Here is a 14,852-nt window from a genome sequence, read left to right as displayed (position 1 = left end):
GGTAGCCGACCGCGACGGCGACGAGGAGCCCGAGGTCGCCGAGGCCGAACTCCCACAGCCGGACGCCGTCGACCATCGCGCGCTGGAGCATCGCGCTCCCGTGCGCCAGCGGGAGGAAGCGGGTCCACGGCGCGTCGAGGACCGGCGCCGAGATGAGCGCGACGAAGCCGAACTGCAGCAGGTTCAGCCAGTTGCCGATCCGCTTGTACAGCACCGTCACGCCGCCGGCCGCGAAGCCGAGCCCGAGCACCGAGGTGATCGCGAGCCCCGCGACGGGGACGACGGTGAGCGGATCGAGGCTGAGTCGGGTCCCGGTGAGCAGCAGCATGACGGCGAGGATCACCGCGCTCGTGAGGAACGTGCGGATCACCTTCGCGACCCCCTTTAAAAGTGCGACCGGAGCGAAGCCGAACGGCGTGGTGATGTGCCGCTCTAAGGTCCCCCACTGGACCTCGCTACCGATGTCGCTCGACACCGACGAGTAGGCGCCGACCGACAGCGTCCACAGGAAGTAGCCGACGATGATCCCCGACAGCGAGTCCGTCAGCGCCTGCCCGGCCAGCAGCCGTCCGCCGTAGAAGAGGACGCCGAAGAAGAACAGCGCGACGACGATCCCGCCGATCGCGTTCGCCGGGTACCGGACGAAGATCAGGTACTCGCGGTAGAGGACGGCCCGCGCGAGGTGGTAGTGGGTGGCCGGACGCGGCTCCTCGACGGGTCCGGAGTCGGGCGACGCGGGAGCGACCTCGTCCCCGCTCACGGCGACCGCCCCCGCGAGTCGGCGGTCGCGGAAACGACCTCGTCGGCGTCGCCCCCGCCGGCGTCCATTCCGGTGAGGTCGACGAACACGTCCTCCAGCTCGGGACGGACGGTCCCGATGTCCTCCACCGTGACCCCCGCCTCGCGGAGCGCGTCCATGAGGTCGTAGAGGGCGTCGCCAGCGACGGTGACCTCGACGGCCGTCGACCCCGGTCCGTCGCGGGCGACCGCGCCGAGCCCCGTCTCGACTCCCCGCACGTCGAACCGCTCTCGGAGGGTCGCGACGACCGCGTCGTCGATGTCGGCGCTGACGACGCGGACGGCGTCGCGGTCGGTCCCGGAGAGGAGCGCCCCGACGGCGTCGTCGGCGACGATCCGCCCGTTCGCCATCATCACGACGCGGTCGCAGACGTCCTCGATGACGCCCATGTCGTGGCTGCTGAGGACGATGGTGAGCCCCTCCTCGCGCGCGAGCCGACGGAGCTCCCGGCGGAGCGTCCGGGAGCTCTCGACGTCGAGCCCAAGCGTCGGCTCGTCGAGGAAGACGAGCTCCGCGCCGCCCGCGAGCACGCTCGCCAGCGACACCTTCTGTTTCATCCCCCGGGAGAGGTCCCGGACCGGGGTATCGGCCTTCTCCGTGAGTTCGAGCCGGTCGAGCAGCCTGTCGTGCCGGGCCCGCACCGAGTCCGGGTCGACGCCGGCGATCGTCGCGAAGTACCGCAGGTTCTCCCGGACGGTGAGCCGCCAGTAGTCGTTGCGCGCGCCCTCCAGCATCGCGTCGACGTCGGCGTACGCCGCCCGACGGCCGTCGCCCACGTCCGTGCCGAACACCCGGACCGAGCCGGCGTCGGGGAGGACGATCCCGAGCGCGCACTTGATCAGGGTCGTCTTGCCGGCCCCGTTCGGACCGAGGAGGCCGACGATCGAGCCGCGTTCGACGGTCAGGCTGACGTCGTCGACCGCGAGCACCGACTCCGTGCCGCCGCCGAACCGCTTCGAGACGCCCTCGATCGCGAGCGCCGGCGGAGAGGGATCCGCCGAGTCGTCGGGGCGGGAACCGTCGCGCTCGCGGGGGGTATCGCGTTCGCTCGCCGCGCTGCGTGCCATGAGATCGGTACGTGCCGAGCGCGGATATATCCGCGTCCGGCGGCTACCGCGGAACGCGATGGACCTCGACCGATTCGCCGCCGACGCGCCGGCCGACGACGCCCCCGGCGACGCGCGGGTCTGCGTCGTCGCGACGCGACCCGACACGTTCGAGCGCTGCCGCGAGAGCTTTTACCCCGCGCCGCGGTCGTACGACCGCACCCGCGCCGACTTCGATTACATGGCCTTTTACCGGACCGCACCGGTGTCGGCGGTCACCCATTACGCCCGCGTCGTCGACCGGGCAGAGCAGACCCGCGGCGAGCCCGGCCCGATGGACGACGAGGACTGGGCGGCGCTGATCGATCCCTTCTCCGAGGAGCGGGTCGTCGTCGTCTTCGCGTTCGACGAACTCGTCCCGCTCGATTCGCCGGTCGAGAACGACGGGAACGGGGTCCGGGGCGCGTGGTACTGCACGGTCGACGACCTCCGCGAGGCGGCGACGCTGTCCGGGCTCCGCGACCGGGCCGAGAGCTGAATCGGGCGGTCGAGATCGCGGGTGCTGTTCGATTCTCTATGACTGAGCGGTCCGAGAGGCGACGCTGAATACAGAGCGCGTATCTTGCATACTCTGTTTCTCGTGGACGTATACGGCAACTCTCCGTTGATACTACAGACCCCGATTTTCGTTGCAAACTTAGTACGGCGAGTTACTGTTTATTCTTTATGAACACGCATCCGAACGTCCTCGGAAGGCTGTAACGTCAACTCCATGTTTATCTCTGGCCGAGGTGAACTCAACAGCTCGAATTCCACATTTCGGGCAAGCATCGGGATGATATGTTTCAACTCCATCATCGCGAAGTGCATCCCGATACACTGGTGGGGACCTCCGCCAAACGGGAAGTACGCAAAGTCCGGCCGTTTGTCACTCCGAGCATCGGTGAACCGCTCGGGCCGGAACTGCTCGGGCGCGTCAAACCATCGATCGTCCTTGTGGACAGTGAACTGTGGCAGTAGCAGTTTCGTTCCCTCGGGGATGTGATAGCCTCCAAGCGTTGTCTCCTCAACAGCCTCGCGGAACAGCATCCCCGCTGGCGGATAGAGCCGCATCGCCTCCTTGGCGACGTGCTCGGTAACGGTGAGGTCGGGGAGGTCTGCCGCTGTCGGCGGGCCGTCAAGCACAGTCGTGGCTTCCTGCGATAATCGGTCCCGTTCGTCGGGATGGGTCGCCAGCAACAACCACGTAAACGTCAGCGCCATCGCCGTCGTCTCGTGACCAGCGATGAGGAACGTGATCAAGTGGTCGTGAATTTCCGCATCGGTCATCGTATACTCGTGGTCGTCCTCTTTTTCCAGCATCATCGTCAGGAAATCGTCGTACTGGCCGGGGTTCGCTCTCCGCTCTTTAATGAGCGTATCGACCGTTTCATCGAACGCATCCATGGCTTGCTCGTACCGTCGGTTCCTGTGGGTCGGTACCCACGACGGCAAGAGCAGTTCGACGGCACTGAGGCCACTCATATCGGCCATGGCCTGTAGCTCGTCGGCGGCCTCGGTGATCACTTGCCGGTGCTCGCCGAGGTCGAACTCGAACAGCGAATTCGTGAGTATCGACAGCGTCAGCTCTGAGAATTCCTCGTTGACGACGATTTCTTCGCCGTCGTCCCACTCTTCGATCAGCTGTTCCGTGGCGGCAACCATGGACGAACTGAACCCTCGCAACCGATTCAACCCGAACATCGGCTGGAGGAAATGGCGCTGTCGTTTCCATTCCTCACCACGCGTGAATGTGAGACCTCGCGGTGCGATTTCGTAGTCAAGGAGTTCTTTCAGCTCGTCGAAATTCCACCGTTCGTATGTGCCTTGTCCCAGTAATACCTCGCCGATGTACTCGGGATGGAAGACGGCGACGGCGTCGATACGCGGAAATTCACAGTGGACGACGTCACCGTACTTAGCAAGCTCGTCGAAAAAATCCATTGGCTGCTGGACGTACTGATGGGTGTTTCCCAGCACCGGGATCCCGTCCGGGCCCGGCGGAAGCCTGTCGATCTCACCGTCCGAACCTGAGCCGGTGTCTCCACCCGTCATATGTGAGCGTATATGAATGATTGCTAATAGCCGTTTTCCCGGTAGGGCGTGTCATAGAAATATCCACACATCGTCTGTGTTACTGATTTACGGGCGAATCTGGTGATCAGTAAGTACTCTCTTTCGACAGGCTATTCGGGAAGCAGCGGCAGAGGATAGACCGGCTGTTTGTATTGACATCCTCTCCGCCCTGAAGGGCGAAGATTCCCACGGCACCGTACCGCTGGGTTGGGGTGTTTACGGTTTGTAGCTGTCCCGGTGACGGCTACTGGCTGTGTCAATCAGCCGTTACTCCTATCCCGACTTGGGATTCAGAGGTACTTCTTACTGCATCCCGATATTGTCCGATTAGGTGGGCGGTAGACCGCCTCGGCTACCTAGTAGTATGACAATCACTCAGTTAAACCACCCGACCAGAAGTTCCTGGTTACCGTAGAGAACTGTCGGATTCATCCCCGCGCTGAAACGCGAGGCTTTCTCCTTGATTCTACGTAAATACACCCTCTGTATTCGGTAACCGGTATCGATCAGTCGCTGAGGATTGCGACGGATCCAGGTCGCCGGGCCGCGGTCGGCGTCACCCTCCGTTGGCGCGCACCGAAGGCGTCGTCGCGTCGACGCGGGCGACACGGTCCCGCTCGCCGGACGACGCCGACGCGTGCTCGGGATGCAGACACGCGAACAGCGCCTCCAACGAGTCGACCAATCGGTGGCTCGGGCGGTTGAACAGCGCGTTGCCGTCGGCCGCGTAGGCTCGGTCGTCGGCGACGGCGGCGAGGTCGCGCCACCCCGGTCGGTCGGCGAGGTCCGCGATCGCGTCGACGGCGCGGTCGCGCTCGAACCCACAGGGGGCGACGACGAGCGCCTCGGGGTCGTACGCGCGGACGTCGTCCCACGCCGCCGGCTCGGAGGCGCCGTCTGGCTGGAACGACGGGTCGCCGCCGGCGATTTCGACCATGTCGCGGACCCAGTGACCGGCCCGGATCGGCGGGTCGGTCCAGTCGAGCACCGCGGTCCGGGGACGGCCCACGTCGGCGACCGCGCGCTCGGCCCGCTCCCGGACGCGGTCGACGCGCTCGCGGCAGTCGGTGCGGAGCGCGTTCGCGGCCGCTTCCGCGCCGACCGCCGCGCCGAGGCGCGTCACGTCGTCGAGGACGTCGCCGAACGAGTGGGGGTCGAGCGTCAGCACCTCGGGCGCGGGGTCGAGCGAGGCCACGGCCGCGTGAACCGCCCCCGCGTCGACGGCGCAGACGTCGCAGGTCGCCTGGGTGACGACGAGGTCCGGCTCCAGCGCGGCGAGGCGGTCGACGTCGAGGTCGTAGACGGCGCCGTCGACCGACCGCATCTGGGCGTCGATGTCGGCGGCCGAGCGGTCGTCGTGGTCGACGACGGTGCTCGTGAGCGTCGGCAGGTCACGGGCCGCGGGCGGGTGGTCGCAGCTGTGCGAGACGCCGATCGGCTCGACGCCGAGCGCGAACAGCGTCTCGGTGGCGGAGGGGAGTAGCGTGGCGACGCGCATGTCAACCGATGGGCGGGCGGAGCGAAAAGCGCTCCGGCGGACTCACCCGTCCGGGAGCCGCGCCGCGGCCGCATCGGCGTAGGCGGCCGCGAGGTCGCCGTCCGGGAGCGCCGCGCGCGCCGCCCGGCAGCCGTGCCGGAGCCGGTCGCGGCGGTCGCCTAGCGGGAGCTTGTTCGCGGCGACGGTCTCAGCCGTATCGAGGAGCGCGACCGCAGTCTCGGTGTCGCCGGTCTTGGCGGCCCACCCGGCGCGGTCGAGGAGCTGCGTGAGAGCCGCGCGGACGTCGTGAGGCATCCCGTCGGCCACGCCCGCCGCGTCGTCCGCGTCGGTGTCATCGGTCATGCGGTCACCCCCCGCCGAGCGTCGCGAGCGCGAACTCGGTGCTGCTCCCGAGCGGGTCGGTCGCGGTCTTCGTCTCCACGTCGATGAACCCGGCCTCGCGGAGCTGCGCGAGGGTGCGGTCGCGTCCGGGCGCAGAGAAGAACATGCGGCCGCCCATCCAGCCGCGGCGCACCGTTTCGAACCGCCCGCCCGGGAGGGTCATGAGGAGCCGTCCGCCCGGGCGGAGGGCGCGGGCGAACTCCGCGTACACGTCTGGGTGGCGGTCGCGCTCGACGTGAAACACCGCGTGGTACGCCGTGATCGCGTCGAAGCTATCGGCCGCGAAGGGAAGCGCGGACATCTCGCCGTGAACGAGTCGGGCCTCGGGAACGGTCTCGGCCGCGAGGTCGAGCCCGCGCCGGGAGACGTCGAGCCCCACGCTGCCGGGCGGGAGGTTCGCGAGCGTCCGAGCGCCGTCGCCGCAGCCGACGTCGAGGACGTCGGGGGCGGCCGAAAGCCCGGCGAGCAGGTCGTCGATCAGCGCCGCGTCGGAGCCGTCCGGGTCGCGTCGGTCGGCGTACGTCGCCGCCACGTCGTCCCACGCTCGCCGCACCTCGCTACGGTCCATACCCGTCGTTACCGCGCGAGCAACATGACTCCTCGGGCGGCCTGTCGCGGAGGGAGAGACGGCAGCGGTGTTCGGATTGATAGATCGCCAATCATAAAGAAATTGGTCCCGGGTGTATTTGCGACACGTGACCGGGGTAAACCGGGAGATGACGACGGCAGAGAAAGTTACATTTTATAATTAATGAACGTGATGTCCTTCGCGTCGTATGTGGATGATAACCTGTGACATGAGTCGTCGACGGAATCGAGTACACGAGATCAACGGCGGGGAAGCGTCATGACGACGGGGATCGACGTCGCGGTGGCCGCGATACCGCTTCTCCTCGCGGGGATCCTGCTGGTCGGGTTCCTCTGGCCGGCGACGCGCGCGATGCCGATCGCGTGGGTCGCGGCGCTCGCGGTCGGCTACTTCGCGTGGAACATGCCGGTGAACTGGCTGGCGGCGGCGTCGGCCGTCGGCGTCATAACCGCGATCACGATCCTCTGGATCGTCTTCGGTGCGCTCGTCCTCCTGTATACCCTGATGGAGGCGGGCGCGTTCGACCGGATCAATCGGGGGTTCGCAACGGTCAGCGACGACCGACGCGTGCAGATCGTCCTGATCGCCTTCTTCATGGCGACGTTCATCGAGGGCGCCGCCGGATTCGGGACGCCGGCCGCGGTCGTCGCGCCGCTTCTGTTGGGACTCGGCTTCCCGGCGCTCGCGGCGGTCGTCGCCGGGATCATCGGACACATCATCGCCGTCACGTACGGCGCGGTGGGGACGCCGATCATCGTCGGCATCCAGAACCCGATGGAGAACGTCGAGTTCACCCGCACCGCGATCGAGGAGGGCGGGATGACGGTCCAAGAGTTCTCGGTCGAGGTGGCCGCGTGGGCGGCGACGTATCACGCCTTGGTCGGGTTCATGATGCCGCTGTTCGCGGTCGGGATGGTCGTCTACTTCTTCGGTGACCCGGACGACCGCTCGCTGGCGCCGGCGTGGGAGGTCGCGCCGCTGTGTCTGTTCGCGGGGATCTCCTTCGCGGTCCCGTACTGGATCTCGGCGTGGTTCCTCACGGCCGAGTTCCCGGCGCTCATCGGGTCGATGGTCGGTGGCACGATCGTTTTGAGCGTGCTGCGGGCGGGGTACTTCCTGCCCGACGACGAGTGGGAGTTCCCCGAGCGCGAGAGGTGGGCCGACCACTGGGTCGGAACAATCGAGCCGGGCCAGTCAAACGGCAGCAACGGCGGCTCGCCCGAGGCCGAGGCGGCCGACCTGAGCGGCGGCGAGGACATGTCGCTGCTGAAGGCGTGGTCGCCGTACGTCGCGCTGGTGATCCTGCTGGTCATCACTCGTGCGGTCGATCCGATCTCAAACTTCATCGGCAGCGACCTCTTCGTCATCGGCTTCAGTGACCTCTTCGGTACGACGCTCGGCGGAAGCTTCGCGTGGATGAGCGTGCCCGGTTTCTGGCTGATCGTGAGCGCCGTGCTCGCCATCCCGATCTTCGGGATGTCTGGTCAGGAAGTCAGTGACGCGTGGAAGGAAGCCGGCCGGAAGATCGTCTCGCCGTTCATCGCGCTGGTGTTCGTCATCGCGATGGTGCAGGTGATGCTCCAGTCCGGCGCGCACCCGGGTGCGCCCGAGGTCGGCAGCATGATCGTCCTGCTCGCGCAGACGACCGCCGACACGCTCGGCCCCGCCTACCCCGCCTTCGCGTCGCTCATCGGCGCGCTCGGCGCGGCGATGGCCGGGTCGAACACCGTCTCGAACATCACGTTCGGCGCGTTCCAGTTCGAGGCGGCGACGCAGCTCGGACTGCCGCGGACGATCATCGTCGGCGCGCAGGCCGTCGGGGGCGCCATCGGGAACCTCGTCGCGATCCACAACCTCGTCGCCGCCCTGGCGACGGTCGGCCTCCTCGGACAGGAGGGGCGGGTGATGCGGCTGAACCTGATCCCGCTGCTGTACTACGCGACTGGCGTCGGCCTGCTGTGTCTGCTGTTCAGCTACGTGCTGTTCTCCGGTATCTTCTGAACGCGGGAACGGTACTGCGGTTCGGCTATTTTTATATCCGATCGGCGATCTGAGAGGACCGCTTCCGAAGCCCCGGCCGCTCGCTTATAATTGGTTGACTGTAGAGCGACGGTGAATACCTCCAAAGCCCCAGCCGCTCGGCTATACGTCGTTGTCCGCAATGACACGGTGAATACCTCCAAAGCCCCAGCCGCGAGGGCTCGCGCGCCTTGCTGTGCTCCTCGCTCGCTATCGCTCGCTGCGGTGCTTGCTGCGGCGTGCTTCGCCCTTCCGGGAGACTCCGTCTCCCGTCTTTCCGCTCGCTTTGCTCGCGGAAATCGCGGCTGCCCCTTTGAGTCCCGCCCTACACAGCACCGCACCGCCGGAAGACGGTCGCCTCGCTTCGCTCGGCGCTGCGCCTTCCGTGCTCCCGCTCGCGTTGCTCGCGGGAACGCAGCCTCACGCCACCCCAGCCTCGTCGATGGGCCTTCGCTTCGCTTCGGCCCATCGACTCCCTCGCGCGCACCTCGCGCCCCGCGGGCGCTCGGCGGCGCGCGCCGGCCGCAACCGTCGCTTATAATTGATCGTCGCCGTCGCTCACGTCTTTTTGAGTACCGCATCGTCGACGCCGATCCGGTCCTCCCGCTTCCGGTGCCGCTCGTCACCCGCTCTGAACTTCCTGCGCGAGCGGCAGCGAAAGCCTGTGCCCGAGAGCGGCGTCGCGAGACCTCGTCGACCGCGACGCCGGCTCAGTCGTCGGCGGGCGACGGGGTCGTCGCCCCGGTAGCGCCTGCCTCGGCGACGGCGTCGGGCGCTGGCCCGGTCACCGCGTCGGCGACCTTCTCGATCGGGTGCGGCGGGTTCTCGGCGTCGGCGTCGCGGTCGCCGAGCTGGGACCGACAGGAGGCGCCCGGCGCGGTCACCGTCTCGCCGTCGCTCTCGTCGACCTGGTCGAAGAGGATCCGGCCGATCGCCTTCGAGATGTCGTAGTGTTCGGCCTCGTAGCCGAACGAGCCCGCCATCCCGCAACAGGAGGAGTCGAGCGGGTCCACGTCGTAGCCGGCCCGGCGGAGCACGCCGACCGCGTGGTGGTCCTTGTTCGTCGCCTTCTGGTTGCAGTGGCCGTGGTAGGTGAGCGACTCGGCGGGCGCGTCGAACGCCAGCCGCTCGTCGACCCGGGCGGCGTCGAGGTACTCCAAGACGCCGTAGGCGGCCGCGGAGACGGTCTCGACGTCATCGTCGTCGAGGAGGTCGAGGTACTCGTCCTGGAACATCACGGCGTCCGAGGGCTCGACGAAGACGACCGACTGCCCGTCGCGGACGCGGGGCGCGAGCCGCTCGACGTTGGTCTCGGCGCGCTCGCGGGCCTCGTCGAGGAAGCCCGTCGAGAACGCCGCGCGGCCCGACGGCGCGAGGTCGCCCGGCACCTCCACGCGGACGCCCGCCGCCTCCAGCACCGCGACGGCGGCCTTGCCGGCGGCCGGGTAGCTGTAGTTGGTGTAGGTGTCGGGGAAGAGGACGACCGTGTCGACCGCCTCCCCGGGGGCGACCGTCGACCCGCCGCGGGAGTCGAACCACGCCTCGAAGCTGGTCGACCGGAACGTCGGCAGCTCCCGGTCCGGGGCGATCCCCGCGACCGCATCCATCACCTTGCGAGCGCCCGGAATCTTCGACGCCGCGTTCGAGACCGGCGCGAGCGTGCTCCCGAGCGCCGAGAAGCGGTCGATGTCGCGGAAGATCCGCTCTCGGAGGCCCGCCCCCTCCTCCTCGTGGTGCTCGTGTTTTACCTCGGCCTTGAGCTTCGCGAGGTCGACCCCCGTGGGACAGTCGCTCTTACACCCCTTACAGCCGACGCAGAGCCCGAGCACCTCCTCTTGGAACCGGTCGGAGTGGATCTCCTCCTCGTCGAGCTCGCCGCTGATCGCGGCTCGGAGCATGTTCGCGCGGCCGCGGGTCGACTGGATCTCCTCCTCGGAGGCGCGGTAGGTCGGACACATCACGCCGGAGTCGGTCTCCCGGCAGGTACCGCAGCCGTTACACAGCTCGACGAGGTGCGAGAAGCCGCCCTCGTCGGAGAAGTCCAGATCGGTCTGCGGCTCGATCGACTGGTACTCCGGCCCGTACCGGAGGTTCTCCCGCATGTCCGTGTCGGCCGCGGTGTCGGGGTAGCCGCGCTCGGCGGCGGTGTCGCCGTCGACGTAGACGACCTTCCCGGGGTTCATCCGCCACTCGGGGTCGAACGTCGACTTGAGCTCCTGGAACGCCGACCAGAGCGACTCGCCGTACATCTTCGGGTTGAACTCGGTGCGCGCGAGCCCGTCGCCGTGCTCGCCCGAGAAGGCGCCGTGATGCTCTAAGACGAGGTCGGTGACGTCCTCGGAGATGGAATGCATCTTCTCGACGCCCTCCTCCTCCTTCAGCGAGAGGATGGGCCGGATGTGGAGGGTGCCGCTCCCGGCGTGCGCGAAGTACGCCGCCGAGGTGTCGTGATCGGTGAGGACGTCCTCGAACTGGCCGACGTACTCCGCGAGCTCCTCGGGCGGCACCGTCGCGTCCTCGATGAACGGGTACGGCTTCGGGTCGCCCTGCATGCCCATCAACAGCGGGATGGCCGCCTTTCGGAGCTTCCAGATGTCGGCCTGGTCTTCGGGCGTGTACGCCTCCAGTACGTCGAACGCGTCGCCCTCGTCGACGAAGTACGCGTTCGTGTCGGCGATGGCGTCCTCGAAGTCGTCGACGAGCTCGGAGTCCCACTCCAGCATGAGCGCCGCGGCCGCGCGGTCCGGGATCGGCTCGGCGTACTGCGCGAACTCCTGTGAGCCGGCGGCGAGCGAGAACACCTCGTCGTCCATCAGCTCGACCGCGCTCACCGGGAACTCCAGCGCCTCGGGCACCGCCTTCATCGCGTCGACCAGCGAGTCGAAGGTGTACAGCGCGAGCGCCGTCTCCTCGGGGCGGGTGACGAGCGACACCTCGGCCTCGACGATCGTGCCGAGCGTCCCCTCGGCGCCGACGAACAGCTTCGAGAGGTTGATGACCTCCTCGCCGTCGTCGTTCTCGTAGATCACCTTGTGGAGGTTGTACCCCGAGACGGAGCGCTTGAGGCTCGGGTACTTCTCGTCGATCTCGGCCTCGTTCTCCGCGACGAGTGCGCGGGTCGTCTCGTACAGCGCGGCCTCCCGGTCGTCCTTGCCCACGATCTCCTCGTACTCGGGGGAGTCGAGGACGATCTCGCGGGTCTCGATGAGCGAGCCGTCCGCGAGCACGACCGTCAGCTCCTCCGTGTACGCGTCGGTGATCCCGTACCGCACCGAGTGCGCGCCCGTGGAGTTGTTGCCGATGCCGCCGACGACGGTCGCCCGCGCCGACGAGGCCGGGTCCGGCGCGAACTTCAGCCCGTCCTCGGCCAGCCGGTCGTCGAGGTGGTCCTGCACGACCCCAGGCTGGACCACCGCGCGGCGGTCGTCCGGTCGGACCTCGACGATCTCGTCCATGTACTTCGAGAAGTCGAGCACGACGCAGCCCGGCCCGACGGTCTGACCGCCGAGCGAGGAGCCGGCGCCCCGCGGGATGACCGGGACCTCGTGGTCGGCCGCGACCCGCATCGTCGCCTGCACGTCGTCGACCGAGCGAGGCGTGACGACGCCGGCCGGGCGCGCCTGATAGATGCTGCCGTCGGTCGCGTACAGCACCTGCGCGTACTCGTCGAACTGGACCTCGCCGTCGACGCGCTCGCGGAGGTCCTCCGCGAGCGCCCGAAAGGCGGGGACGTCCGGTCGGTCGTGACCGAGCGCAGACGCCGACGTGTCCAAGTCGGGCGTGTCAGCTCCCCACGTGGGCTCAGTTGCCATGATACTACTCGGGGTCGAAAGGCGAATAAAACCTTTGTTAAAAATGAATATGATCACGAGCCGACTGCGGCGGTCGATAGCCGCGCTGTTTCGCTTTTTTCATTAACGTTAAGAGATAAATTTTTCGCGGCGGCGTCCCGCCCCGGCGGCGTCCCGCCGGGATTTATTGCCTCACCGAGCGAGGGCGACCCATGGAGATACTTCACACCTGTCTCAACGTGGCCGACGCCGACCGCACCGCCGACTGGTACGTCGAGCAGCTCGGCTTCGAGCGCTCCTGGGAGTTCACGACCGCCGACGGCGACACGCGAAACGTGTACGTCTCGGACGACGCCGGCGTCGAGTTCCAGCTGTCGGACACCGACGGCGCGGAGCCGAGCGACGACGGCGACCGGTACGACCACGTCGCCGTCGGCGTCGACGACGTCGACGCGACCTTCGAGGCGATCGACCACCACGGCGTCGTGAAGGAGCCCGGCGACCAGCCGGAAGCCGGCGCGCGCACCGCGTTCGTGAAGGACCCCGACGGACACGCCGTCGAGCTGATCGAGCCGCTGTAGTCCGGGCCGTCCCGAGACGGAGCGCGTCACCGCGGACCGTTTTCACGCTATTCGACGACGACGGGACCGATCGAACGGTCGAGCCGCCGGCGTCGCGTTTCGGAACACGGTGGCTCCGGAGCGGACGGGGATCGTCAAAAGAAGAGCGTTCTCGAAGTTCGGACGCGACCTCAGAGGATGCCGGCGGCCTCGGCGGTCTCGACGATGTCCTGCGCCATCTTGTTGGTCGCCTCGTCGACCATCTGGCCGTCGACGCTCACGGCGCCTTTGCCCTCCTCCATCGCCTCGGCGTAGGCGTCGACGATGCGCTTGGCGCGCTCGGCGGTCTCCGGGTCCGGCGCGAACACTTCGTTGCCGATCTCGATCTGCGACGGGTGGATCGCCCACTTGCCGTCGCAGCCGATCATGTTGGCGTTCTCGGCGGACTCGCGGAACCCGTCGGCGTCCTCGATGTCGGCGTACGGGCCGTCGAGACACGGCAGACCGGCGGACTTCGCCGCGGCGTTACACTCGGAGAGCGCGTGGTGCCAGTAGTGGCCCGGGTACTCCGGGAACTGACCGATGTCGAGTCCCGGCGTCCCCATCGCGGCGGAGTAGTCGCCCGGCCCGAAGATGATAGACGAGAGCCGGTCGGAGGCGTGCGCGATGTCGTGGACGTTGTGCATCCCCTCGCCGTCCTCGATCTGCGGTTCGAGGCCGATGCCGCCGACCTCCAGGTCGTTGTTCACCTCGACCTGTTCGAGGAGGTTCTCGACGGTGTGAATGTCGCTGGCGGACTTGACCTTCGGAACGATGATGTCGTCGATGTGCTCGCCCGCCTCGCCGACGACCGTGATCAGGTCGTCGTACCACCACTGGGTGTCGATGCCGTTCATCCGGAAGCTGAGGACCTTGTCACTCCAGTCCTCCTCGCGGGCGGCCTCGATGAGCGGCGCGCGCGCGTCCGGCTTCGCGTTCGGGGCCACGGAGTCTTCGAGGTCGAGGAACACCTCGTCGGCGTCGCTGTCGGCCGCCGAGTGCATCATTTTCTCGTCGCTCGCGGGCGTTGCAAGCTGCGTCCGGCGAAGAGTGACGTCGGTCATATAGCGGCTCAATCACGCTCGTCCACGGAGATAAAGGTACCTTACCCGGGGGTATTTTCTCTGAGTCGGAAGCGAGTGAATACTGATTCGGACGGTCGCGATCGGACCGCCCTCGCGGCCGCGGGTCCCCGTCGCCTCAGCGGTCCGCGCGCCGGACCGCGGCCACGACGAGCAGCGCGAGCACGAGCGCCCCGACCACCGCGCCGAGCGTCGTCAGCGAGAAGAGGCCGGGCTCCTCGACCGGAGCGGCCGCCGCGGTTCCGGCCGGCTCGACCGCGACCGTCGCCGTCGTCGAGTCGGTCTCGCCGGCGTCGTTGGTGACGGTGAGCTCGACCTCGTACTCGCCCGGCTCCGAGAAAGTCGTCTCGGTGACGCTCCCGGCCGCCGTCTCGCCGTCGACGTCCCAGTCGTAGGCGACGATCTCGCCGTACCGGTCCGAGGAGCGGACTCCGGAGAGCGTGACGCTCTCGCCGGTTTCGACCCCGTCCGAATCGACCGTGATCGCCGCCTCGGGCTCGCTCACGGCCGACACCGCGAAGACGGAGAACCCGGGCGTCTCGGCCGCCAGCACGACGTCGCCGCCGTCGCGGTCGACGACGGACGTCTCCAGCGCCTGCCACTCGCCATCCGAGTGGCGCGAGAGGCGGAGGTCCTCGGCGTCGGCGCCGGCCGCTTCGAGCCGGTCGGCGCCGATCCGCGTCCGGATCGTGGCCGGCGTGTTCCGCGCGTCGTCCGGGACCGTGATCTCGACCACCGAGACCCCGGCGCCCGGCGCCCGTCCGGTCGACTCGGGCGCCGCGTCGAGCTCGACGACGCCGACGTCGCCCTCGACGGCGCCGCCGAACTCGATGCCTTCGACGCCCGTCTCGCCGGCGAACGCGACGCTGCTCGACGCGCCGTCGGCGCTCGCCTGCACGGTCGCGGCCTCGCTCGCGACCGCGGTCGCGCCCT

At 68.0% G+C, this 14,852-nt stretch carries 12 protein-coding genes; 3 read left to right on the top strand and 9 right to left on the bottom strand.

Translation table 11 applies throughout. The features are described from left to right. On the bottom strand, window positions 1–760 hold a 760-nt coding region (locus tag DJ74_RS03080), incomplete at its 3' end, for an ABC transporter permease (protein ID WP_094526326.1). After that, complete coding sequence (locus DJ74_RS03075; protein WP_094526325.1) at window positions 757–1,866, bottom strand: ABC transporter ATP-binding protein; 1,110 nt, start codon at window positions 1,864–1,866, stop codon at window positions 757–759. The genes DJ74_RS03075 and DJ74_RS03080, both read right to left, overlap by 4 nt. 58 nt (window positions 1,867–1,924) lie before the next feature. On the opposite strand from DJ74_RS03075, the gene DJ74_RS03070 reads away from it, so the two are divergent. Beyond that, the gene (locus DJ74_RS03070; protein ID WP_094526324.1) at window positions 1,925–2,383 is read left to right on the top strand and encodes a hypothetical protein; all 459 of its coding nucleotides are present in this window, start codon (window positions 1,925–1,927) and stop codon (window positions 2,381–2,383) included. Window positions 2,384–2,562: 179 nt separating this feature from the next. On the opposite strand, the gene DJ74_RS03065 is transcribed toward DJ74_RS03070, so the two are convergent. The 4 genes from DJ74_RS03065 to DJ74_RS03050 all read right to left on the bottom strand — a co-directional run bounded on the left by DJ74_RS03065 (window position 2,563) and on the right by DJ74_RS03050 (window position 6,407). After that, window positions 2,563–3,939, bottom strand: a complete 1,377-nt coding sequence (locus DJ74_RS03065; RefSeq protein WP_094526323.1) for a cytochrome P450 — start codon at window positions 3,937–3,939, stop codon at window positions 2,563–2,565. Between the two features lie 577 nt (window positions 3,940–4,516). Next, on the bottom strand, window positions 4,517–5,458 hold the full coding sequence (locus DJ74_RS03060; protein ID WP_094526322.1) for an ABC transporter substrate-binding protein: 942 nt from the start codon (window positions 5,456–5,458) through the stop codon (window positions 4,517–4,519). A gap of 42 nt (window positions 5,459–5,500) precedes the next feature. Further along, window positions 5,501–5,800, bottom strand: a complete 300-nt coding sequence (locus DJ74_RS03055) for a hypothetical protein (protein ID WP_094526321.1) — start codon at window positions 5,798–5,800, stop codon at window positions 5,501–5,503. 4 nt (window positions 5,801–5,804) lie between these two features. Further along, window positions 5,805–6,407: a class I SAM-dependent methyltransferase gene (locus DJ74_RS03050; RefSeq protein ID WP_094526320.1), complete on the bottom strand. Its 603-nt coding sequence runs from the start codon at window positions 6,405–6,407 to the stop codon at window positions 5,805–5,807. A 279-nt stretch (window positions 6,408–6,686) separates the two neighbouring features. Between DJ74_RS03050 and DJ74_RS03045 the strand changes: the two genes are divergently transcribed. Next, window positions 6,687–8,429, top strand: a complete 1,743-nt coding sequence (locus tag DJ74_RS03045) for an L-lactate permease (RefSeq protein ID WP_094526319.1) — start codon at window positions 6,687–6,689, stop codon at window positions 8,427–8,429. A 728-nt stretch (window positions 8,430–9,157) separates the two neighbouring features. Here the strand turns inward: DJ74_RS03045 and DJ74_RS03035 are convergent. After that, a complete protein-coding gene (locus tag DJ74_RS03035) occupies window positions 9,158–12,259 on the bottom strand; it encodes an FAD-binding and (Fe-S)-binding domain-containing protein (RefSeq protein ID WP_094526317.1) in 3,102 nt (1,033 codons plus the stop codon). 191 nt (window positions 12,260–12,450) lie between these two features. On the opposite strand from DJ74_RS03035, the gene DJ74_RS03030 reads away from it, so the two are divergent. Then, on the top strand, window positions 12,451–12,819 hold the full coding sequence (locus DJ74_RS03030) for a VOC family protein (RefSeq protein WP_094523225.1): 369 nt from the start codon (window positions 12,451–12,453) through the stop codon (window positions 12,817–12,819). Window positions 12,820–12,989: 170 nt separating this feature from the next. On the opposite strand, the gene DJ74_RS03025 is transcribed toward DJ74_RS03030, so the two are convergent. Next, window positions 12,990–13,901, bottom strand: a complete 912-nt coding sequence (locus tag DJ74_RS03025) for a CoA ester lyase (protein ID WP_094526316.1) — start codon at window positions 13,899–13,901, stop codon at window positions 12,990–12,992. 136 nt (window positions 13,902–14,037) lie between these two features. After that, window positions 14,038–14,852 (bottom strand): PKD domain-containing protein (locus tag DJ74_RS18555; protein ID WP_141212659.1); only part of this gene is annotated, 815 nt, incomplete at its 5' end.

This window comes from Halorubrum sp. Ea8, assembly GCF_002252925.1.
Taxonomy (GTDB): Archaea; Halobacteriota; Halobacteria; order Halobacteriales; family Haloferacaceae; genus Halorubrum.
This window is presented reverse-complemented; position numbering and strand designations above follow the sequence as displayed.